Below are 23,314 nucleotides of genomic sequence, written 5' to 3' on the forward strand. Positions count from 1 at the left end.
TACCTCGCTCCCTCTCCAATACCATCCATACTAGCAAGCGAAAATGGAGTGGGTCTAGAGAAACGTTTTTTCGCCGGGGCTACAAACGTGTCGGTTTACAACAATCGTGTCGGCTCGCAAAAAAGTTGCCCGGCGTAAAAAAAGCTTTCCATAGCCGCCCTGCGGGCGAATATAGAAAGCTTGCATCTTCGCTGCGCCAATCGCGCTCGCCTAAAACTTGTCGGGGAACTGCTTCACGATGCCCTCGGTCAGGATGTCCGCCAAGTGAATCATATGGATCTCGTTCTTGTCCGTCGCGGCGATATCTCCCTTCCAATCTCCCTTGAGACAGTCGAGGACAATCTCCGTGATCAATTGAAGATGCGTATAGAGCATGTCCTGCAGCGTCTTGAACGACCAATTCGGGTTGGCCCCGCTCAGAAACTTGGCGATGTCGTCAGCGTTCCGATGCCAGTCGGCCTCAAGCTTCGTCACGTCCGCCTGATTGCCGGCTTTGGCGGCGGCTACGATTTTGACCGCGATCTGAATATGCTCTCTCAGCAGATCGGCCAGCTTGTCGCCGGCGGCTGCCCCATAATAAGGCTTGATGAGATCGCCGATGTCCTGCTGATTGCGGAGCAGACGGTCCAGCACGTCCTGCTGATCCGGACGATTGTCCATCGCGCTGACAATGTAGCTTCTCGTCCAGATCGTATGGTCGATCCACGCTTTTTGCATATCTGTTTTCAGCTGCACCATTTTGGGGCTCAGGCAGGCCTTGTCCTTGCTCTTGTCCGCCATCGCTTGAACGGATCCCGTGCCGCTCGTCATGCCAAAAACAAGCGCCAGGACCAATAGCAATGCCGGCATCCATCTGTTTTTCAAATTCATCTGCTCCTCTATGCGGTTGAAATGACAGGCTGGTTTATTTTGGTTGAGCCTGTCCCTTTTTATTCAACCGCGCGGATGGCAGGATGCCGGGCGGATGCCGGGTTGGCGTTCAGCCCTCCGCTTCTCCCCTGACAACGAGGCGGAAGGTCGTTCCTTCCCCCTCCTTGCTCGACACTTCGAAGCCGAATTTGTCCTTGTAATACAGCTTCAGCCGATAATAAACGTTTTTGATGCCGACGCTCTCCCCCATTTCCTCGCTCTGCTCCAGCTCGCTTAAGATGGACGCCAGCCTGTCCGGCGGGATGCCCGCCCCGTTATCCTGCACGGTGCAGACAAGTCCCTCGGCGGTCTTCGCGACCGCGATGCGAATCAGTCCGCCCTCCTTCAGCTTTTCGATGCCGTGAATGCTGGCGTTCTCTACGAGCGGCTGCAGCGTCATCTTCGGAATCATGAGGCCCAGCACCGACTCGTCGGCTTCGATCCGATAGTCGAGCTTGTCCCCGAACCGGTATTTCTGGATGTCGAGGAAGCACGCGACGAGATCGAGCTCGTCCCGGATCGTCACCCAGTCTTTGCCCCAGGTGAGCGACTTGCGGAAAATTTTGGCCATGCTGTGAATGATGCGCGCCGTCTCCTCTTCCTTTTTCATCAGGCTGCGCATGCGTATCGTCTCGAGCGAATTGAATAGAAAATGCGGATTGATCTGGCTCTGCAGCGCGTGCAGCTGCGACTGGTTGCGCTTGATGAGCAGCTCCTTCTTCTGAATGTCCGCGATGTAGACGTCGTGGATGAGGCTCTTGATCTGCAGCGTCATCCGGTTGAACTCGGCCGTCAGCTGCCCGATCTCATCCTGGGCGTCCTGCCGCGCGATCGTCTCGAACGTATGGTTTTTTACCTTTTTCATATGCTTCAGGATACGCACCAGCCGCGCGTTGAGCGACCGGGAAAACCAGATGATGATGAGCGTCGGCAGCAGCACGTTGGGAATGGCCAGATACAGCACGAAGTATTTGGACTTGCGCACCTCCTCCAGCACCGCCGATTCCTTGAATCTGCCCACGATCCGCCAGTCGGACAGATAGGGGACGCCCTTGAAGTCCTCGTCGATGACAATCGTGTCCTTGGACACCGGGGTCGCGGCAAAATCGGCCGTCTGCGCGAGGTCGACTTCCGGATTGGTCGTGTACTGAATCTCGTTGCCCTGCAGCAGGTACAGATCTCCCTCCAGGGTCACGTTATGGAAGATCTCCTTGATCGCTTCGGGATGGAGATCGATCTTCATGTACTTTTCCCATGGCTCCGCGGCCTCGGTATCGGCGATCTTGCGGACGACGCTCAGCATGTCGCCGGTCGCGCCGGGATAGTCGGACGTCGTCCGCAGCACGATCGGGGCCGACAGCGCCGAATCGCGGACGAGCCGGTACCACGGCTGCTCTCTCGTGCTTGCCATGACGGGCTCGACCTGCCCGCCATAGATAAGCGTATCGTTGTCCGAATACAGCGTAATGCGCTGGATCGCCTCGTACACGGGACTATATTTATTAAGCATGCTGATAATGTAGGTTTGATAGTTGTACACGTAATCCGACGGCACGTCGTAATTTTTGTCCATGTATTCGATCAGCAGCGCATCGTTATAGATGACCGCGGAGATGCCGACGGCCACGTTGACCTGCGTCATGAAGTCGTTGCGGATCTGCTCGATGGCGAGCGAGATGTCTCTCATCTTCTGCTTTTTGACGTTGTTGGTCGTAATGTTGTAGAAAATAACGTTCGTCAGCACGACCGGGATGAACACCGACAAAAAGTAGACGATCAGCATTTTGTTGCGGAGCCTGACGTTATTTAAGCTGAAGGCCCGCTTCCGAATCCGTCGCAATCCCATTCGCATTCCCTGCACCGCCGATAATCAGATCTTTTCGCCGATGGCATTTTTGTACGCGGTCGGCGTTTTCCGTTCGACCTTCTCGAATTGGGTGACGAAGTAGTCGGCATTGCAGAAGCCCACGCTAGCCGCGATCTCGTACACCTTTTTGTCCGTCTGGCGGAGCTGGCGCTTCGCTTCCTGAATGCGCAGCTGCAGCACGTATTCGTTGAAGTAGACCCGGTACGTTTTCTTGAACAGCTGCCCGAGGTAGACCGCGTTCATGTAATAGCGCTGCGCGATGCTCTTCAAGCTGATATTCTCGTGGAAATGCTGATCGATGTACGCCTTGATCTTGGCGATATCGCCCTTGCCGATCGATTCGCGCAGCGACGAGATATAATCGGCGCATTCGGTCAGGAAGGCCAGCAGCAATTGCCGCAGTCCCGCGAGCGAGCGAGGGGCTTCCTGCCAGCCGATCGCCGCATTCATCGTCTTCAGCTTGCGGTCGTCGCCCTGCATCGTGCGGACGATGCCCGTCGCCCCGTAAACGACGCGGGATACGGCCGCCGCGACGGCGTCCGGCGCAAAGCGCTGCTCGCGGAACGCCGCGAGCATCCGGTCCAGGGCGTCCGTCATCGCGCCCGCATCATGCTCCTCCAGCCCTTCAAGCAGCGCGGCGTATACCGCGGGCTCGATCTCGCGGCAGGCGTCGGTCTCGGTATCGCGCAGCTCTTCGAACAGGAGGACCGTATCCCCGGCCTTCGCGAACTTCGCTCTGCGCGCCTCCTGCGCGGACAAAAAGGACTGTCGGGCCCGCAGGAGGCCCGGCGCGGCCTCGCCGACGTAGACGCGGGCCACGGTGCCGTCGCCGCAGCCGGCCACTCTCGCCAGGCGCTCGCCCAGCGCCTTCGCCTCGCGCGCATCGGCCGTGCCCGGCACGAGGAGGCCCAGCTCGTACCGGTCCCTGAAGTGAACGTAAGGCTCGCAGGAGCAAGGCGGCACGGCGCCCGCCTCCGACACGGCGCGGGCGAGCGCGCGGGCCGCGTCGCCGGCGCGACGCAGCGCCGCCTCGGGCTCCTCCTCCGTCGGCGCGTCGTTCAGCTCGACGGCGTAATAGCGGAATTGCAAATCCGCCTGCCATCCCAGCGTATGGCGGCCCGCGTCCAGCTCGCGCGCCTCCGCGCGTCCCGACACGAGCGCTTCGAACAGCGACGGGCGCCGCAGCGCGTCCTCCGCTTCGGTCCGCTCCTGCTCCCGCTTCAGCTGCTCGCCGATCCGGACAAGGCAGGCGATAAGCTCATATTCGTCGATCGGCTTCAGCAGATAGTCTTGCACGCCGAAGCGTACGGCCTGCTGCGCGTACTTGAAGTCGCCGAAGCCGCTGATGATGATAAAGTGCGTGCCGCGATAGCCGCGCTCCTGCGCCGCCCGGATCATCTCGAGTCCGTCGAGCACGGGCATGCGGATATCGGTGACGACAATGTCCGGCGACAGGCGGCCGATCAGCCCCAACGCCTCTTCCCCGTCCTCCGCTTCTCCCGCCACCTCGAAGCCGTACTGCTCCCAGGGAATCAAGCCCGCCAACCCTTTGCGGGCGAACATTTCGTCGTCCACCAGAATGACCTTTCTCATGGCAACCTCCCGTCCGGCCCGATCGTCTCGGCATCGTTATTGTAATCGCTTTCATATCTCGTGCCGAAGGCGGCACGGCATTTTATCGTCTTCGCTGCTTCTATTGTAGCGTATCGCGGTCCCGGCCGCACTTTCAAAACTTAGCATATTTCTTTGTAAATTTAACAAGTGCGGCCGCTGTGCGGCGGAGCTAAACTTTGGACGGTGTTAAACCATGGTTTGCGGGGGTGTCCGAGGACATAAGCTCTGCTACAATGAGAGCGCTTCGGTCCTCGGCGGAACGCCGAGCGATCGCGTCCAGGCTGAAATCACAGCGAAAACAGGGCGGCTGCCGTCACGGAATGCGGAGCTGCCAAAAAGCGCCTATCTCACGTGAAAGCGGGTCTTGCCCATGCCCCTTGCTATTCGCGACATGATCGCCTGGCTGCGCGGCGATGTGCCGCCGGTCGCGGATACGGTCGACGTCCTGCTCGGCCCCCACGATCCGGATGCGCCGGTTAGCGGCGCGGCCGTCGCCTTCATGCCTTCGATCGAAGCGGTGGAGCGCGCGGCTGCGCTGGGCGCCAATCTGCTGATCGCCCACGAGGGCCTCTACTACAGCCACCGGACGCCCGATCGGCTCCCGGAAGGCGATCCCGTCTATGCGTTCAAGCAGGACTTGCTCCGCCGGTCCGGCGTCGCCGTGTATCGCCATCACGATTATTGCCACCGCGCGGCGCCCGATCCGATCACGCTAGGCATGGTCCGGGCGCTGGGCTGGAAGGCCGAGCTCCAGCGCATGCTGCCGGCGGCGGCGGTGCTCGCCGTCCCGGCGATGCGCGCGGACGAGGCGGCCGCGCACGTCAAGGCGCGGCTCGGCCTGTCGGGCGTCCGCTTTGCGGGCGACGCCGCCGCGCTCTGTCGCCGCGTCGGCGTGCTCGCCGGCTATCGCGGCGGCGGCGGGCTCGCGATCCCGCTTCTGCGCGAGGAGCGGCTCGACTTGATCGTCGCCGGCGAAGGACCCGAGTGGGAGACGCCGGAATACGTGCGGGACGCGGTCCATCTTGGCGCGGCGAAGGCGATGCTCTTCATCGGGCACGCCGAGAGCGAGGCGCCCGGCATGCGGCTCGTGGCGGAGCGGCTGCGCATGGCATTTCCCGGGCTGCCGGTCCATTGGCTGGACGGTGATCCGGCGCTGCGGTACCTGTAGCGGCTCGCCGCAAGCGCCGGGACCGGGCTCCGATGCAGCGGCACGATTCACGGATGGCCCGCACTTCCTGGCGCGGCGTTATGCCTTCGGTCCGGCCGCGCGAACGACGCGAAATCCCTGGTCCGGCCCGACGCCGCTCGCCTCGAACTTGCCGCGGTAGGCCGTCTCCCCGCTGCCGATGTCGCCGATCCACCCGCCGCCTTTGACGATACGGAACAGGCCGCTCCCGAGCTCCGGATCCTCATACCAGTCCCAGCACCATTCCCGAACGTTGCCGGTCATATCGTACAGCCCCAGCTCGTTAGGCTTCTTGCCGCCGACCGCCCGCGGCTGCGTATGGTTGTTCTCGATGGCGGGCCAGTTCCAGGCGCCGGACAGACGCTGCTCGCCGGCATTTCTCCAGTACCAGGCCGCCTCGTCCGCTTCGTTGCTCCCGCTGTACGTATAGCTCTTGCTCGCCGCGCCGCCGCCGGCCGCGTACTCCCACTCCGCCTCGGTAGGCAGCCGGTAACCGTCCGCTCCCTCGCGGATCGTGACGGTCCACTTCAGGGGATCGTTTTCGCTCCGATTGCGCGGATCCTTGTTCGTTTTGTCGATGACGTAGTAGGGCTCCAAGCCTTCCTTCAGACTTCGCTCATTGCAATACGCGACCGCGTCGTACCAGCTTACCATCTGCACCGGCAGACGGTCGCCCCTAAACGCCGAGGGGTTGCCGTCCATGACTTCGGTCCACTCTTTTTGCGTGACCTCGTAGCGGCCGATATAAAAGTCCGGCACCGCCGTCTCTTTTCCGTAAAATCCGGACTTCGTATTCGTGAAATGCCCCCCATCGATCAGCGCGAAGTTATCGCTTGCGGCAGGCGTCCCGCTTGCAGCAGTACGGGCGGGCGTTGTGCTCGCTGCCGGCTTGCCGTCGGACGAGCGAGCGCAAGCCGCGAGAAGGACGGCGGCGACAAGCGAAATCAAGGTAAGCTTTCTCATGCATCTGCCTCCTTTCGGACGGGTCGAAGCCAATCGGTCCCCGGCGTTGAAAAAGAGAAGACCGCCGGCGGTTAGACCGGCGGTCTTGTGTCTCTCAATAGGGGGACATTACCAGACGGTGACGTTGGAGCTGCCGCTGCTCTGGTAGCCTTCGGTCGCCAGCACTTGATAGGACCAGCTGCTGCCCAGGTTCATGCCTTTGCTCTTCCAGGCGTTGACGTGATTGCTGAAGGTGATCGCTACGTTGCTTCCGGTCGGTCGCTTCGACTGCCGCACGCTCCAGTACTGGGTGAACGTCTGGGTGCCGTCGATCGAAGGCGCGTTGTAGCGCGTCGTCGTGTAAATGTCATACGTGCCGCCGTCGCTGTTCACGGTACCTTTATAAGTCCCGGTCGGCCTGTAAGTGCCCCAGCTGTCCACGACGTAATATTCGATGAGCGAGTTGCGCGTCCAGCCGTACAGCGTCAGGTAACCGTTGCCCGAAGGCGCCCATACGCCGGCATTGTAATTAATGACCCGGTTCGGCGAGCCGGTGTTCCAGCCTTTGCCGACCACGAAGTTCCCGGTATTCGACCAGTTGACGCTGTAGTTGCCGCCGGAACCGTTGACCGCATTGACCGTCCCGCCGCCGTCCGTCCAATTCTGCCAATAGTCCGTCGCCGCGCTCGAGGCCGTCGCGAACAGGCCGAAGCTCATCGTAGCCGCCAGCAATGCCGAAGTCATTTTCTTTGAAAGTTTAAACATCATATTCCTCCTCGTATTCGTTTCGGATTTAATCATGCCTCTCCAGGCACCGTTTGGGCCTTCCTCACGCAGCTCGCCCGTTTGCCGCGTCCGATATCGTGCCGAGTACGACTGCCTCACCTCCGAGTTCATTATAAATTGTAAGCGCATCCATAAATACCTAAGAAATTAAAGATTGGCCTCCAATAAATTTACAGATTTGAAGTTCCCTATGAGATAGGCACCTTTAATAATCAACACATTTAGCCGATCTGTTCACATCTGAACAGATCGCTTTTTTTTAACCATTGAATGCAGGCTTCGGCCCTCTATAATAGACACGAGTCGATTAAACAAAACGTATCGAGCTTGCGCGGCGCGCTTTTATTGATTGCCGAATGGGGTGCGTCGTTGTCGTTGTCGTACTCGTAGGCGTATTGTCAAACCGCACGTTGCCCGCAGCTCCGCTACAAATCATGAACATCCAGGAGGTTTTAAGATGATCACCGTTAACGCACGTGCGACCTTTGGCCCCGAAGGCCCGTTCAAACTGACCGAGATCGAACGCAGAGTGCTTCAGCCTCACGACGTTCTTATTGAAATTAAATACGCCGGCATCTGCCATTCCGATATCCACACCGCCCGCGGCGAGTGGGGGCCGGTTCAATATCCGCTCGTGCCGGGGCACGAGATCGCAGGCATCGTCGCTCAGGTCGGGCCGGCCGTCACCAAGCATGCCGTTGGGGACCGTGTCGGCGTCGGCTGCATGGTCGACTCTTGCGGCGATTGCCCGAACTGCCACAAGGGCGAGGAGCAGTACTGCCTGAACGGCATGACGAGCACCTATGGCGCGATCGACAAGTACGGCCAATATACGCAAGGCGGCTATTCCACCCATATCGTGGTCACCGAGGACTTCGTCGTGCGCATCCCGGACGGGATCGCGCTTGACGCGGCCGCGCCGCTGCTATGTGCCGGCATCACCACCTATTCGCCGCTGCGCCACTGGGGCGCCGCTCCCGGCAGGCGCGTCGCCGTCGTCGGACTCGGCGGGCTGGGACATATGGCGGTGAAGCTCGCGCATGCGATGGGCGCGGAGGTCACGGTGCTCTCCCAATCGCTCAAGAAAAAAGAAGACGGCCTGAAGCTGGGCGCGGACCACTACTACGCAACGAGCGATCCGGAGACGTTCAAGACGCTGGCGGGCTCGTTCGACCTTATTGTGAACACTGTGAGCGCGAAGCTTGACATGAGCGCTTACCTTTCGCTGCTGGCGCTGGACGGCACGCTGGTCAACGTCGGCGCGCCGGCGGAGCCGTTGTCGGTGAACGTATTCTCGCTGATCGGCCACCGCCGCTCGTTCGCCGGCTCGATGATCGGCGGCATACGCGAAACGCAGGAAATGCTCGACTTCTGCGCCGAGCACGGCATTGCGCCGGAGATCGAGGTCATCTCCGCGGACCGGATCGACGAAGCGTGGGAACGCGTGCTGGCTTCGGACGTGCGGTACCGGTTCGTCATCGATATCGGCACGATGGAGGCTTGACTCCCGGTTTTTGGACCGGACTTCCAACAAACGCTTGCTTCGTCTCCCGGCTGCCGTATGATCTGGACCAGGAAAACGGCGCGGCGCAAATGCCTGCAAATCTGCAGGCTTTGCTTCGTATTCCGATGGCCGTAAGTGTAAAGATGCGAATCTGCAGGCTTTGCTTCGGATCCCGGTTGCCGTAAGGGTAAAGATGCAAATCTGCAGGCTTTTTTAACGGCAAGCGCCCCCGCTGCGCAGTTCGAGCAGCAAAAGATGCACGTACGCAGGCATTTGCTCCAAAAACGGATTCAAGTGTTGAAAAGGATGTATATTTGCAGGCTTTCGAGGCTGAGCAACCCGCTCGACTACCCGTAGAGCAACCCGCTCAGCCACCAGCTGGGCAACCTGATGAGCAGCTCGCAGAGCAACCCGCTCGGCCACCAGCTGAGCCATCGCCGGGCCACAAACGAATCGACACGGCGATTAAGTCCGATCTGGACCAGGAAAACGGCGCGGGGGCAAATACCTGCAAATCTGCAGGCTTTGCTTCGTATTCCGATGGCCGTAAGGGTAAAGATGCGAATCTGCAGGCTTTTGTAACGGCAAACGCCCCCGAAGCGCCGTTCGAGCAGCAAAAGATGCACGTACGCAGGCATTTGCTCCAAAAACGGATTCAAGTGTTGAAAAGGATGTATATTTGCAGGCTTTTGAGTTTGAGCAACCCGTTCGACTACCCACAGAGCAACCCGCTCGGCCACCCGCTGAGCAACCCTACGAGCAGCTCGCAGAGCAACCCGCTCGGCCACCCGCTGAGCAACCCTACGAGCAGCTCGCAGAGCAACCCGCTCGGCCACCAGCTGAGCAACCTGATGAGCAGCTCGCTGAGCAATCTGCTCGGCCACCCGCTCAGCAAGCTGCCCAGCAGCCCGCTGAGCAACCCGCCCGGCCACCAACTGCTGAGGTTGACAGTCGACATGCGCTGCCGCGCCTCGCGCGGACGCCATCCGCGCAGGGCCGCTCAAGCCCTGCAGGCGAGCAGAAGAAACGAGGCTGTTCCAAATGACTTTGGGACAGCCTCTCCTTTTCATTTCCTCGGTTCATGCGCCGATTCAGGTCCCGTGCTTGGTGGCGCTATGAGTAACGACAGCGCGGACTCGATGCAATTATCGATCCATTCCCGACTCAGATTCGATTTTTTCAATACGGTGATTCCGACGAAAGAAGCCAAAAGAGACTGCGCGATTGCCCGGCAGTCGACCGAACGGTCGATCTCCCCGGCGATTACCCCCCGCTCCAGCGTTTCTTGAAATATCGCCGCCAAATATTGTTGATGCTCCCGCGTCAAAATTTCAAGCTTCGCATCGTGCGGAGCGAGCTCCACCATCGTATTCAAGCAGAAGCAACCATTTTGCTCCTGCGTCCCGCCCGGGAACGCTCCATCGAGAAACAGCTGCCTGAACGCAGCCTTGACGCTCGTCTTGTTGACCAGCTTCGAACGCACGGACTTCGCATGCAGCTGGTTATAGTTTCGAAGCGCCGATTCGAACAAGGACAATTTGTCTCCATAGGCTGCATACAGACTGGGTTTCTGAATCCCCATGCGCGAGGTTAAGTCGCTAAGCGAAGTCGCCTCGTACCCCTTTTCCCAAAAAACATGCATAGCCTCCGTTAACGCCTTCTGCTGATCGAATGCTCGCGTTCTGGCCATAAAGCCTCCTTATAAAATACCAATTGGTACATAAATAATATCCAATAATTTTATTCAGGTCAATTATTCGTTGACAATACGTGAAATAAGTGCGTTAATCGGAGAATAAATAATGTACCAAATGGTACACTTATGGAGGTTATTTGCATGTTTACTTCTCCGGCGTTTCGTCCAAATGACAAAGCGTCACACACGCATCTCACGCGTGCAGCGGTTTTGCTGTATGCAATCATCTGCGGCCTGGCAGTCGCCACGATTTATTTTTCTCAGCCTTTGCTTGATGCGATTACGCTGGAATTCGGCATCAGCAAGGCTGTCATCGGCATCGTAGTAACGGCGACGCAATGTTGTTATGCGTTAGGATTATTTTTCCTGGTCCCGCTGGGAGATATGCTCGATCCGCGTCGGCTCGTCACCGGAATGCTTGTATTCATCGCGATCGGATTAAGCATCGTTGCGTTTGCGCCGAACAAATGGTTTCTATTTCTCGGCATGGGCATGGTCGGTTTTCAGGCTGTCGTTGCACAAGTTCTCGTTGCCCTTGCCGCCAATCGGGCGTCGCAGCAAAGTCGCGGCCGGACGATCGGCGTCGTTACGAGCGGTATCGTCCTAGGGATCTTACTGGCCCGCACTTTCTCGGGGATCCTGGCGGATATGGCCGGATGGCGATCCGTCTATATAGCTGCGGCAATGATTACGATCGGCATGGCATATTTATTCATAACCGTCACCCCCGCTTCCAAGCGCCCGCCAAGAGCTGTCACGTATCCGGACATGCTCCGGTCCATCAAGGATTTATTCGTTCAAATTCCGCTGCTGACCGTTCGCGGACTGCTTGCGTTCTTCCTTTTTTCAGACTTTAGCATCTTATGGTCCTCCATGGTGTTGCCGATGAGCGCCCCGCCCTTGTCGTTCAGCCACAGCCTCGTTGGACTCTTCGGACTCGCCGGGGCAGCGGGTGCTCTGGCCGCCCGCAGTGCGGGACGACTGGCGGATCGGGGATTCGGACAATGGACGACAGGCATCGCTTTATTTCTATTATCGTTTTCCTGGCTGCCCATAGGAGCGCTTCAGCACTCTATGTGGCTGTTTGTCGCGGGAGTCGTGATGTTGGACTTCGCGGTGCAGGCGGTTCACGTCACGAATCAAAGCATGCTCTTAAGCGTTCGTCCGGAGGCGAGGAGCAGGCTGACCGCAGCTTACATGATTTTTTATTCCTGTGGAAGCGCAGCAGGCGCAGTCGCCTCGACCTGGATTTATTCGTGGGCGGGGTGGCTTGGCGTGTGCATACTGGGGGCCTCGGTTAGCTTGGCCGCGTTGGTTTTTTGGGCATGCACGTTAAAAATGGGGCGAATCGTCGACAACACTTGTCCATGCGATTGATAAAACCTCGCATACGATACATCATGCCATACCAAGAGGAGGTGACAGGCATGCCTTTTTCAACCGGTACGGTAACGAACACGAGAGACTTCAACACGGCCGCTTCCAACATCGTCCTGAACGTCAGAAATCTGGATCTTACGACTCCTGTAAGTATCATCGTTTCTGTTTTCGCTTCTGTCGATTCGGACACCTTCTATTCGGCGTATATGCTCTCGTATGACGTCCCCGCGAATTCCTATGACGTCAGAACCTTTTTCATCGGAGGCAACGTCGCTTATGAAGTACAGATCGACATGTTCTCCACCTCGCTGCCCAATACGCTGACTTCCGTTTACGGCATCGACGAATTCGGCAATCTGGTCACGGACCAGCGCTTCGCACCGAGCGAATTGAGCTTTATTCCTGCTTTGAGCCCGAGCATGTAAAGTAAAAGAAAATTTGAGGGGCGGAGCCTGCCGGATTGTCCGGCGGGCTTTTTCGTTGTGGGACAAGCGTTGTGGCGGTTTGGCGTTATAATGATATTGCGTGTAAAACCCCCTTCGAAATGCAACTAAACTTACTCCGCCTCGTCCAATTAGAAGTTCCTTCAATTTGGAAAAGGAGGCAAATTCATGTCCAGATCAATGTTCCGAAAAACCGGCATTTTAGCTCTATCGCTATCCATTCTGCTCCTGTCCTCCGCATTCGCTCAAGCGGCCGAGTCGTCCGGCCCAGCTGCGAGCAATCCCATCGTCTCCATCGAAGCGGGTTGGAATTCGCAATTTCTCGTCTATGCCGACGGCCGCACCGCCGCATGGGGAGCCAATAAAGACGGTCAACTCGGCGACGGTACGCTGTACGAGCAATATGTACCGAAGTGGCTATCTCTAGCCAACGTGAAGCAGACGGCGTCTTCGAAGAGCGCTTCCTACGCACTGCTCCAAGACGGCTCGGTATGGCGGTCCGGCACCTTCATAGACGCCATCAGTCACAACGTGGTCAACGCTCCGCCGACCCGGATCGAAGGGCTCTCGAACATCTCGGCGATCAGCGCCGGTGCGGACTTGTTGATCGCGCTCAAGAACGACGGAACGGTATGGACGCTTGGCAACGATCTTCAAGGAGCCAATCGTGCAGCCCAGGATGCTTCGCAAATCCCCGTGCAAGTCAGCGGTCTCCAGAACATCTCAGCCGTATCGGCTGGCGGCTACCATATGATGGCGCTGAGCCGGGACGGACAAGTCTGGACATGGGGCTACAACTATTACGGCGCGATCGGCAACGGCACGAAAAATACGCAATTCGAGCCCTACCTTGTTCCCGGAATCGGCAAGGTCAAATCCATCGCTGCGGGCAATTATGACTCCAATGCGCTTCTGGCGGACGGCAGCGTGTGGAACTGGGGGAAGACCAACGGGCTCACAAGCGTCCGTAAAACGCCAGCGAAACTGAATGCTTTAAAAGCTACGGTCGCGATATCCGCCGGCGGTCAACTGTTGGCCTTGCAGGCAGACGGAACGATAAACACGGTCGAAGGCAAGGTCGCCGGTCTCTCCCATGTCATTCGGATCCATGCAGGATATACGATGAATCTGGCTCAGACGAAAGACGGAACCGTATATAGTTGGGGTTACGGCGGCTATCCCGGCGACGGCACGCCATATGCAGTCGACTTAAAGCCGTCGAAAGTCAAGATGCCGCTGAGCTTTTCGGTCAACGGCGAACCGGCAAACGTAAAATTGTCCCCCATGTATCGCGACGGCATCCTGTACATTTCTCGCTCGGAATTGTTCCAGAGCCTGGGCGTAAAGGTCGATATCAGCTTTTCCAACCCGGATCCTAAAAAGTATAACGCGGTCTATGAAACCTGGACGTTCTCCAAGGGAGATCGGCTTATTACCTACTCGTGGCGCGACCAAAGCTACCGAATCGGCGACGAGCCTATAGCCGAAGCGCCGAAGCCCTTTTCGGTAAACGGCAACTATTCCAATACAACCATGTTCCCCCTCCGGTTCTTATGCGAGAAATTGGGGATTTCCGTGGCGTTCGACGCGGCTATGAATACGGTTATGCTGGATGAATCCTAATTATCAACCGATACATGCAAGCCGTAATACTTCCGCCCTGTTCGCGTTCCGGAAATTATAGGATGATAAATGACATCAGGACTGGCGGTCATCGGCTGCCGGTTCTGATCCCCAGGCTATTGCGATCCTTCCTTCTAATCAAATTCGAGATTTAGGGTCGCAGCTTTCCTGGGGATTTCTTTTTACGGGAGAACAACAATGATGAATTCCATTTTTTTGCGCCGAGCGCTCAAAGTTGTCATCGAAAGCGAGCCTAGCGACAATCCGGTCTCGACGGCTTGGCTGGCTACCGCCATGAAGAACATCGAGGCGTTAGGATATCGGTTTTCGCCGCGTTTGACGCGCGAGGCCAGCTTGCTTTCTGCTGAAGACTTTCATGTACTCTACGACGGAATCGTTGCCGATCTGAAGGTGATGGTCGGGGCCCATGTCCAATATCGGCCGATGTATTCCGGATTTCCCGGACAACTCATGCAGGAGCACGATGCGGATCTTTATTTGAACGCCTTCTATCATTACTACACCTTGGAGCTGCCCCATAACGAAGCCAGCGACAGAATGCCGTTGAAGGATGGGCGCCGCGAACTGAAGGTCATCGACCTGGGATCAAGGGCTGAATTCCACGTGCTCATCGGCCGCATCATGAGTGCCAAAGGATCGATCTCGGAGACCGACAAACAAGATCTAGATACCGCGATCAGTTGTTTGGAAAATGAAGCGTTAAAAGAGACACTTCCTTCTACGATTCCTTTTAAGGAAAATGCAGCTTTTGTTGTTGGCTCCCTTCTCAAACACGGCAAAGCTGAACCGGCTTTAATCGGACGATACGTCAAAACGGCTACCGACGTTCTGCGGCTTGCCGTCGCCTGGTCGGGCGGCGATACGAGCCTTGCCGAGGCAACGCGGTTCCGCAAGTTTACGCGACCTGAGAGAAAGTTGCTGCTCTCCCTGCTAGAACAGAGCAACTCCACGACAGAGGATATGCTGCGGCACAAACAGCGCTGGATTCGTTTGGGCGAGATTCTTCATCCGTCAGAATATAAGCGCCGATTCCCTCAATGTCAGGAAGCCTTCGATATCCTTCGGAACGATAAGCCGTTCGTTACGTTCAACAATAGTATTGAACTCGCTTTTCAGTCGAATCAGGTCTGGAGGCTTATCGATCTGCTGATGCAGCGTCCGGGCGAGTTTGCCAGAAGACTGGATCAATTGGCGCGTTCGACGGAACACGGCGAGTACGTTGTGCTGGCCTTTGAAGAAGTGATAAACGAGATTGCGACGCCTGTATTGCTCCAGGTCAAATCGCATTTCGCTAATCGCCCGAACCCGCAGAAGCTGCGCACCTTTTTCCCAAAAGGCAATGTAGCCAAAGCATTTTCGATTCCTTATTCGCTCTCCGACATTCCGGATGCCGTATGTTCCGCTATCGTGGACGCATGCCGGCAGGAGCTGGTTCGCCGCTTCTCCTTGCTGCCTCCGCTTGGGAAGACGTACATCGATCAACGCCTTAAAACCTACCTCGTTCCGTTCTCACAACGGTCAGCAAGCAAGTCGCTGCGCACCATCGTTCGCGGCAGCCGCGTACCGATACCCGAGGGAGATACGATCCGCTTTTTTACTTGGTGGAAAGAAGGCTTGGTCGACGGCCAGCCAACCGGGAGAGTCGACATCGACCTGTCTGCCGTCTTGTACGATCATAAATGGCGATACGCCGATCACATCTCCTATACGAATTTGCGTTCCTCCAAGTATCTGGTCGTGCATAGCGGCGATATCGTATCCGCGCCTCATGGCGCTTGCGAATTCATCGACCTGCATATCCCCACGCTGGTCGGAAAAGGCGTACGGTACGTAGTCGCCGCGATGCAATCCTTCACCTTGCAGCCATATTGCGACTTGCCGGAATGCTTCGTGGGATGGATGATACGCAGAAATCCGGGTTCCGGCGAAATATTCGAGCCTACTACCGTTGTCGATAAAATCGACTTGGCGGCAAATACGCAGGTTGCGATTCCGGTAATTCTTGATTTAGCAAAGCGCACCGTCATCTGGACCGACCTCTCGCTGACAAGGCACCCCGACTACTACAATAACGTGGAAGGGAACCGGCAAGGGATGACGCTGATGGGCCAGGCTATGACTGAACTGAGAAAGCCTGACCTGTACGATTTGTTCCTGCTCCATGCGCAGGCAAGAGGCGAGCTCGTCGAATCGATCGAGCAAGCGGAATCCGTCTTCGCCGTGAACCGAGGGGTGTCGCCTTACGATATCGAGCTGATTATGGATGCGTATATGGGATAGGTATTCTGGCTGCGGGCGAGCGTTAGCGGGACTGACGTGCGGGGGAGTCCCTGCATGCGAGAATAGCGCAATTTTGCGCTATGCTGAGTATCATGTGAGCGGCGGGCGAGCGTGTGGAGTCTTTGCATGCGAGCATAGCGCAATTTTGCGCTATGTTGGGTACCACGCGAGCGGCGGGCGAGCGTGTGGAGTCTTTGCATGCGAGCATAGCGCAATTTTGACAATTTTGCGTTATGCGGGTTTCACGTGAGCGGAGGCAGGCGCCTTACCGATTTAATTCAGGGTCTTTTTGTTTTGGCCAGCCGAATACTCGCAACTTTGAACTTGATAAAAAAGAAGATCTCAGCAATGAATACGACCATTATAGAAAAAGCCAAAAAACTGCTGCCCCAATAATGCTCCTCTGCATCTTGAGGATTGTTGTGGAGGATATAATCATTTGAAAAGGCATAACCATACCTCTGGCCCAAATAAACCGCGCACAGCGGTACAATAAAGCAAGAGATAGAGATTGAGCGATAGTGATTCCAATGGTTTTTAAAATTACTCCGGACAACGATGACTGGCAGTATAAATACTAAAAATAAAATTATTAAAATGTTGAACACGCCTATGTAGCTTCCCAAAATGTACATAGAAAAATATACGAATATAAAAAGTATGTTTGTAAGTACGTTCGACCAAGCAAAATTCGTTTTAGTAGGTTTCAAAATTATATTAACTCCTAATGAGAATAAAAATGGATTAAGGCACCCATACAAACGGCTCGCTCATTTCAAAGTCCTTCAAAATCACCTTTGTTACATCTCTCTTGAAATCCCATACCACTAGGTCATAGCCTTTGCTTAACGAACTGCTCGACTTTTCAAATGCCACGAAACGTTCACCGGGCGAGAAGATCGCATAGCGATGATCGACATCGATGCTCCATTCGTTCCGAGACGTGGAATCCCGCACAACCAGTCTATCTCTAGATTCAGCGTCTAGTTTATATCGATTCGTCGGCGTGCTGCCGCTCGATAGACGATTTAAGATGGTATGGGCGATCGGTCCCCGAGAAATACTTTGCTCGTTTGACGGCAGAGCGATCTCGAGAACTTCCTTCTCATTCGACTTCGAAGAATAAGGGTTGGGTAAAATCAGTCGTCCTGATAATTCTTGCTGCTTAAAGGTCCTAAACGGATGTAGTTGGATCAAAAATATCCCGATGAGAACAAACCCGATAAGCGTTAATGCGGACAAAAAGATATACAGCTTTTTAATCGCTTATCCCTCACAATCCGCAGTCGCTACTCCTACTGTCTCCTGGAAATATTATGCTTAATTCGCCCAATCCGCAAGCACTTTACACAAATTTAAGAGCGCTCCCTGCCTCCCGCCCCCGCCTGAGTCAGCCTGCCCCGCGCAAGTCCCGAGCCTGCGAACAGGCTGTAGCCGATCGCGCCGCCGAGCGTGTTCAGGATCATATCGTCCACGTCGAAGCTGCCCATGGCAAAGACCAGCTGGGCGCTCTCCAGCGTGAGGCTGACGCCGAGCGCATAGAAGAGCACGGCGGGCAGACGGCATCCGACGAACAAGCCGAGGAACAGCCCGAGCGGCACGAACAGCGCGATATTGCCGAACAGGTTGATCGTATCGTGCATATGCGGCAGTCCCGCTACATTTTCCCGGATCGATACGAAGGGCGTCAGGTTGGCGAACTGCAATCTGTAGGCGATATTGTGCGGTTGATCGGCAGCCTCGAGCAAGAGGCGTCCGAGCAAGGTGACGTTCACGTCGCTGAATTTGAACAGGATAATCTTGATCAATACGTAAAGGTAGCCAGCAAACAAGGTGGCGGCGCCCAGCTTGATCCATAGTACAGGAGAAAGGTACTTCGCGTTCAATCGTTCCACGCTCCTCTGCAGCTCTTAAGTGCATTTTAGCGCGTATTGTTAAATTTTTTTCCATATTAACTTTTAAATTTTCCTTAAGATTGGCATTGGGGCAATCCCCGGCATAACGAACACGAGCCGCGCAGGCACCGGCAACCGGCGTCCGTACGGCTCGCTTTACCTCGCCCTCGATAAGTCCGTCCCAATACGAAGGCTCCATGTGAAAGTGGAAGTGATGACCGACGACCGGCCCAAGATTATTTTCCATCGGTTTGCTGGTATGGATGTTGGCGATCCACTCGGCCAGCTTGGCGGAATCGGTTAAAGCAGACCACAGCTTCTCGATCGACGTCTCGTATTCAAAATCCAGGACACCATTAAGATTCATGTCAATCTATTTATGAAATGCAACCTTCCTTCGGTCTAACGAGTCTACCTTGTAAGGGGATGATAAAACGATGACACGCGCCGCCAAAATTTCAATCGCCGTACCTGCCGTCGTTGCCGCACTCCTGCTGTCCCTCTTCGCGGTATGGAAGACCAACGACGAATTTTTCAGGCAATTCCGAAGCTTCTCCGTGACTGTCGTCAACGACTCCGATTACGACCTCGTCTCCGTCGAGACGGGCATCCTGCACAGCGACGCCGCCGGCAATGCGATCGAGAGCGGCGCCAAACACACCTATGCGAAAACGATCAAGACCGGACAAAAGAAAGCAATTAGTCCCAAGCTAAGCCTCAACGGCGAAGGCGGCATTTATCTCAAGTACACCGACGCGCGCGGACAGACAGTTCAAAAAACGGTATGTTCTTACACGGAAAGCGCCTCCGGCTATTCCACCGTCACGATTAGAAACGATCGCGTCGACGTGAAGGAGAATTGTCGCTAGACGCCCCCGCGAACAAGGAGAGAAAGCAAACAGCAGACGCGCGCGTCTGCTGTTTGTTTATTCTGATGGTTTTCCTGGTCGTACTGTAAGCAAACGATTCGATTATTGGAACAAGAGCATCGAGATCACCTTGGCGGTCTCCGCGCGGCTCGCCGGGTTCAGCGGCTTGAAGCTGCCGTTCGCATCGCCTTCCATCAAGCCGAGCTTGCTAAGGGCTTGCGCCGCATCGCGCGCCCAATCCGCAAGGTCGGCCTGATCGCCGAAGTTCGCTCCGCCGCCGGTCTGAGGCACCGTCACCTTGCGGTAATCCAGCGCCCGCTGGATCATGACGGCCATTTCTTGCCTGGAGATGTCGGCGTTCGGATTGAAGCGCCCGCCGCTATTCCCCATGACGATGCCGTGCTCCGCAGCCGCGGCGACAGCCGAGCCGTACCAGGCGCCGGCCTTCACGTCCGCAAAGGCAGCCGAGCCCGATGCCTGAAGCCCAAGCGCTCTTGCGATCATCGTCGTGAATTCGGCCCTCGTCACTTTCTTGTCCGGGCTTACCGAGCCGTCGCCGGTGCCTTGGATGACGCCGATGCCGGACAGCATCTGGACGTACGGATACGACCAATGGGAAGCCGCAAGATCCGAATAGCCGTGCTTCACTTCAACCGCTGCATACGTCACGCCCGAGGACAGCGTCGGCGTCTGCTTTTGGTTGACGAGGCTGAAGGTCGCAAGCTCCAGCTTTCCGCCTTCGGTCACCTTGTACAAATTCGTATAAGGCGTAAGAGACAAGCTCTTCCAATCCAATGTGTACGCGAATGCCTTGCCGTTGGAGGATACGCTGAAGGCCAAGCGGCTGGACGCTTCTGCGTTCGGCGCCATCGCGACCTGATTCAGGGTGCCTGCATTCACGAGTTCTTCCTTCTTCCAGGTCAGAACGAGATCCGATCCGTCGGCCGGCGCGCTCAGCCCGGCTGCCGCGATCCGGATTTGCGGCTGATTGTCGCCCGCGATGACCAGGGAATCGACTTTATTCGCGGCCAGCTTGGCCAGCAGGCTCGGATCGATTTTCAACTGTTGAATCGTGCCCGTTACCTTCACCGTCAGATCGCCGTTCGCCTGGACCGCTTGCAGCTCCTTCTCCGTCAGCTCATGCACCGTCTTATCCGTTTCACCGGAACCGGCCTGGTTGGTCGGCGTGCCCGGGTTGGGAGTGCCCGGATCCGTACTGCCGTTCGTCTTGGCGATCGCAAACGAATCGACGAGCTCGCCGGTCAGCGTTCTCGCTTCAACCTTGATCGCATCGTCCGCCACTTGAACGTGAGAATAGACGGGCACGTCGTCATCGAACGAGAAATTCAGGTAATCGTATTTCTCGCCATCGTAGAACTTCCAGCCGGAAGCGCCGCCGTCCAGGTACACGGTGCCGACGCCGTTCGCGGCGACTTTGCCGCCCGCCATCGGATGCGTTCTCGCATACACGTGATCGTGACCGACCAGGACCAGATCGACTTTATGGCTCTCGAGAATATCGGCAAAATAAACCTTCACGTCTTCCACGAGATCCCCGCGGCCGGCTTCCGTATGATACACGGGACGGTGGAACATCGCGATGGTCCATTTTTTCTTGTTGCTGTCCAGGTCCTTGCGCAGCCATTCCGCCTGAAGCGCCATCTGCTCCTTCGTTCCCTCGGAGTTCAGGACGACGAAGTGGGCCTCGTCCAGATCGTAGGAATACGCGTATTCCTTGTACGTATCCGGACCGTTGTCCGGCAGGATCGCGCCCTTGGCGTAGACTTCCTTGCCCTCCGCCTTGACGTCATGGTTGCCGAGCGTCGTCGCCGAAGGAAGGAACGTCGCGTAACTGCCCGATGCCTCCCAGAATCGCTTCCATTCCGCGAACGCGCCGCCCGCATCCACAGCGTCGCCGCCATGCATCAGGAATTGGGTATCGGGGTAAGTGTCTAGCGCGTTTTGAATGAGCGATTGATACGTTTCCTTGCCGTTGTCGGCCTTGATGTGGGAATCCGTGACGAAGACGAACGATACCGGCGTAGACGTCTTCGCATCAGTCGTCGAATAATCGTACCACTCGCTCCACTCGTAATCGTCGCTACCTACCCGATACTTATAGGCGGTCGACTCGCTAAGCCCGTCGATCAGCGCCGTATGGAAACGCACCTCGCCCTTCGGCCCGTTTTCCAGCTCGCTGAGCACTTGATTCACGCTCTCCGCTTGGACCGTCGTGATCTTGGGATCGTCCGCAACCAGCTTTTCCTCTTTCCAATCTGCCGCCTTCACGTATTGAATGTAGTTTGTCTTGGCCAGCGGGCTTGTCGTCCAGCCCACGCTCAGCTGAGAAGACAAGTCCTCCGTTACGTATGTCTGTACGTATTCCGGCTTCAGCGCGCCGTATGGCTCGACGACCTCGAAGCTCATGGCCGCGCTATTTTGGCTGCCGACGACCGCTTGCACCTTGTAGGTGCCCTTCGCCAACGTCGCTACGTCGGTTTTCAGCTCGCCGTTCTCGTCCGTCTTGCCCAGGGAGCCGTTCAAAGGAACGATCGAAGCAGCATTCACGTTCGCTTCCTGAACGTACCCCGTCGTCACGCCGTCGGGAAGCTGTACTTCAAACCAGCCATCGTCAGCTTCAGGCGTTCCATAGATACGCGTACCTGCGGGAAGCGTGGCGATCACTTTCTCCGACGTATCGTCGTCCTCATAAACCGGCGTTTCCGCATGAACCGTTAAGACGGCCATCTGACCCAGCAGTCCGCGCAGGAAGACGTCCGCGCCTGCAAACGGCGTACCGTCATGCTTGGTCACCTTGAAGGTCGTCAACGAATTCAAGCCTACGCCATCGACCGTGATCAAGTAAGGAAAAGCGATGGTGTAACGGACGGGCTGGGCTAATGAAGAAACATTCGCGGCATCGGAAGCGAGCGTGCCCGCGCTCATCTTCACGAGCTTGAAGCGCTCTCCGCGGCCCAGTACAGCATCGGAGCTGACGCGGAATTGCACCGTGGCCAACTCGCCGGACGACTGAACGTCGTTGACGTCAAATTGGAGCACGCCGTCCGCATCGGACGTCTTGGTTGCCGTCGTTCCGTTTTTGGAGACGATCCGCTCGACGGTGAGCGTGGTCGGATCGTATTGGAGCGAGACCTTCGAGGACTTGCTCGTCCGTTCTCCGGCAAGAGAGACGGTCACTTCGTACAGCTCGTTGCTGATCGCCTCCGCCGGTGCCGACATGACGAGACGCTCGCCGGCGTCTTCCGTGAAGGAATAGCTCAGCCGGGCCGGATTGCCAGCCTTATCCTTGGCCGTCACGACAACCTCGTGATAGCCGCTCGTGATGAGCGAAGCAGGCAGCGTCAAAAGCTTCGTTTCCTCAGAATAAGTCGCCTGGGCCGTCAGATCCAACCCGTCCACGAGCAGCGAGATCGAGGTCGTGTCGATGCCGGACATCGTGTCCGTACCCGCTTGCACGTCCTGAATGCTCACCTCGAACTTGTCCAGGTCGCTCGTCAGCAGCGCATTCGGCGCCGGGGAGACGGCCTGAATCGCAGGCACTTCATGATCGAGCCCCGTGTCCTCGTAGATCAGCTGCACGTCGTCGATCCAGAGGGAGCCTTTGTTCTTTTTGGACATATCGGACTGCTTCACCTGAAAATAGAGCTCCAGGGAGCTGCCTTCGATCTTGTCCTGAGGGACCCCAACCTCTATGTACTTCCAGCCCGTCCAGTTCACGCCGATGGAAGCGTCCGAAAAATATTCGGGCGTAAAAGAAGAGCCTTTGCTGTCGCGGAACTTCGTCGTTAACAGGTGGCCGTCGTTGTTGCCGTATACCCACAAGCCGACCTTGATCGGCTTGCCTTGGATGGCGATGCTGCCGGTACCGGGCGCCAGCTCCAGCTGCGACGGATTGTCGACGACGTCGATCATGTCGTAATCGATTTTAAGCGAGTACGCGCCGTTCCTTACGTACTGCGGTCTGCTCTCGATCGACGCAGCGGCCGATACGACCCGCTTCGGATTTAATTTTACGACGCTCGCATTACCGGACTCGAAGTCTTCCAAAATCAACACGCCTTTATCGTCGGGAACGGTCGGAGCAGCGTGCGCGACATGCTTGACGGACGCCGGTACGGCGAAGGGAACGGATAACAGAACCGCCATCGATCCGATGACGATGCGGGTAAGACCGGTTTTACTTTTAATCAAAACAGGACACATCCTCTCTTTAATGCGCTAAGCTAATAAAGGAGATTATAGATGGCCCATGTCAATTCCAATCCATTTTTATGTAAA

General features: G+C 56.6%; 17 protein-coding genes. 7 read left to right on the forward strand and 10 right to left on the reverse strand.

The genetic code is table 11. The annotated features are described in order from the left end of the window. Positions 1-210 precede the first annotated feature (210 nt). The 3 genes from KB449_RS22835 to KB449_RS22845 form a co-directional block, all read right to left on the reverse strand. The gene (locus tag KB449_RS22835; protein WP_282910551.1) at positions 211-864 is read right to left on the reverse strand and encodes a glycosyltransferase; all 654 of its coding nucleotides are present in this window, start codon (positions 862-864) and stop codon (positions 211-213) included. A gap of 115 nt (positions 865-979) precedes the next feature. Next, a complete protein-coding gene (locus tag KB449_RS22840; protein ID WP_282910552.1) occupies positions 980-2,755 on the reverse strand; it encodes a sensor histidine kinase in 1,776 nt (591 codons plus the stop codon). A 24-nt stretch (positions 2,756-2,779) separates the two neighbouring features. Next, positions 2,780-4,369, reverse strand: a complete 1,590-nt coding sequence (locus tag KB449_RS22845) for a response regulator transcription factor (RefSeq protein WP_282910553.1) — start codon at positions 4,367-4,369, stop codon at positions 2,780-2,782. 391 nt (positions 4,370-4,760) lie between these two features. Between KB449_RS22845 and KB449_RS22850 the strand changes: the two genes are divergently transcribed. Continuing rightward, a complete protein-coding gene (locus KB449_RS22850; RefSeq protein ID WP_282910554.1) occupies positions 4,761-5,558 on the forward strand; it encodes a Nif3-like dinuclear metal center hexameric protein in 798 nt (265 codons plus the stop codon). A gap of 78 nt (positions 5,559-5,636) precedes the next feature. On the opposite strand, the gene KB449_RS22855 is transcribed toward KB449_RS22850, so the two are convergent. Together KB449_RS22855 and KB449_RS22860 are read right to left on the reverse strand one after the other, a co-directional pair. After that, the gene (locus KB449_RS22855; protein ID WP_282910555.1) at positions 5,637-6,539 is read right to left on the reverse strand and encodes a formylglycine-generating enzyme family protein; all 903 of its coding nucleotides are present in this window, start codon (positions 6,537-6,539) and stop codon (positions 5,637-5,639) included. A gap of 108 nt (positions 6,540-6,647) precedes the next feature. Further along, on the reverse strand, positions 6,648-7,283 hold the full coding sequence (locus tag KB449_RS22860) for a glycoside hydrolase family 11 protein (protein WP_282910556.1): 636 nt from the start codon (positions 7,281-7,283) through the stop codon (positions 6,648-6,650). A 478-nt stretch (positions 7,284-7,761) separates the two neighbouring features. Here KB449_RS22860 and KB449_RS22865 point away from each other — a divergent pair, with 478 nt between their 5' ends. After that, a complete protein-coding gene (locus KB449_RS22865) occupies positions 7,762-8,808 on the forward strand; it encodes an NAD(P)-dependent alcohol dehydrogenase (protein WP_282910557.1) in 1,047 nt (348 codons plus the stop codon). Positions 8,809-9,520: 712 nt separating this feature from the next. Here the strand turns inward: KB449_RS22865 and KB449_RS22870 are convergent. Together KB449_RS22870 and KB449_RS22875 are read right to left on the reverse strand one after the other, a co-directional pair. Then, positions 9,521-9,766 (reverse strand): hypothetical protein, encoded by a 246-nt coding sequence (locus KB449_RS22870; RefSeq protein ID WP_282910558.1) that lies wholly within the window; start codon positions 9,764-9,766, stop codon positions 9,521-9,523. A gap of 108 nt (positions 9,767-9,874) precedes the next feature. Beyond that, a complete protein-coding gene (locus KB449_RS22875) occupies positions 9,875-10,498 on the reverse strand; it encodes a TetR/AcrR family transcriptional regulator (RefSeq protein ID WP_282910559.1) in 624 nt (207 codons plus the stop codon). A gap of 147 nt (positions 10,499-10,645) precedes the next feature. On the opposite strand from KB449_RS22875, the gene KB449_RS22880 reads away from it, so the two are divergent. The 4 genes from KB449_RS22880 to KB449_RS22895 all read left to right on the forward strand — a co-directional run bounded on the left by KB449_RS22880 (position 10,646) and on the right by KB449_RS22895 (position 16,251). Next, positions 10,646-11,881, forward strand: a complete 1,236-nt coding sequence (locus KB449_RS22880; protein WP_282910560.1) for an MFS transporter — start codon at positions 10,646-10,648, stop codon at positions 11,879-11,881. Positions 11,882-11,931: 50 nt separating this feature from the next. Beyond that, on the forward strand, positions 11,932-12,309 hold the full coding sequence (locus tag KB449_RS22885; protein ID WP_282910561.1) for a hypothetical protein: 378 nt from the start codon (positions 11,932-11,934) through the stop codon (positions 12,307-12,309). Between the two features lie 186 nt (positions 12,310-12,495). After that, positions 12,496-13,950 carry an RCC1 domain-containing protein gene (locus KB449_RS22890; protein WP_282910562.1) on the forward strand — a complete coding sequence of 485 codons (1,455 nt, stop codon included), beginning with the start codon at positions 12,496-12,498 and terminating at the stop codon, positions 13,948-13,950. 198 nt (positions 13,951-14,148) lie between these two features. Beyond that, positions 14,149-16,251 (forward strand): TerD family protein, encoded by a 2,103-nt coding sequence (locus tag KB449_RS22895; protein ID WP_282910563.1) that lies wholly within the window; start codon positions 14,149-14,151, stop codon positions 16,249-16,251. A gap of 744 nt (positions 16,252-16,995) precedes the next feature. On the opposite strand, the gene KB449_RS22900 is transcribed toward KB449_RS22895, so the two are convergent. Then, positions 16,996-17,493, reverse strand: a complete 498-nt coding sequence (locus tag KB449_RS22900; RefSeq protein WP_282910564.1) for a hypothetical protein — start codon at positions 17,491-17,493, stop codon at positions 16,996-16,998. Positions 17,494-17,606: 113 nt separating this feature from the next. Then, positions 17,607-18,137, reverse strand: a complete 531-nt coding sequence (locus KB449_RS22905; RefSeq protein WP_282910565.1) for a VanZ family protein — start codon at positions 18,135-18,137, stop codon at positions 17,607-17,609. A gap of 446 nt (positions 18,138-18,583) precedes the next feature. Here KB449_RS22905 and KB449_RS22915 point away from each other — a divergent pair, with 446 nt between their 5' ends. After that, a complete protein-coding gene (locus KB449_RS22915; RefSeq protein WP_282910566.1) occupies positions 18,584-19,015 on the forward strand; it encodes a hypothetical protein in 432 nt (143 codons plus the stop codon). A 102-nt stretch (positions 19,016-19,117) separates the two neighbouring features. Here the strand turns inward: KB449_RS22915 and KB449_RS22920 are convergent, their stop codons facing one another. Then, positions 19,118-23,227 carry an S-layer homology domain-containing protein gene (locus KB449_RS22920; protein ID WP_282910567.1) on the reverse strand — a complete coding sequence of 1,370 codons (4,110 nt, stop codon included), beginning with the start codon at positions 23,225-23,227 and terminating at the stop codon, positions 19,118-19,120. Positions 23,228-23,314: the final 87 nt, after the last annotated feature.

It is taken from the genome of Cohnella hashimotonis, from assembly GCF_030014955.1.
In the GTDB taxonomy this organism is placed as follows: domain Bacteria; phylum Bacillota; class Bacilli; order Paenibacillales; family Paenibacillaceae; genus Cohnella; species Cohnella hashimotonis.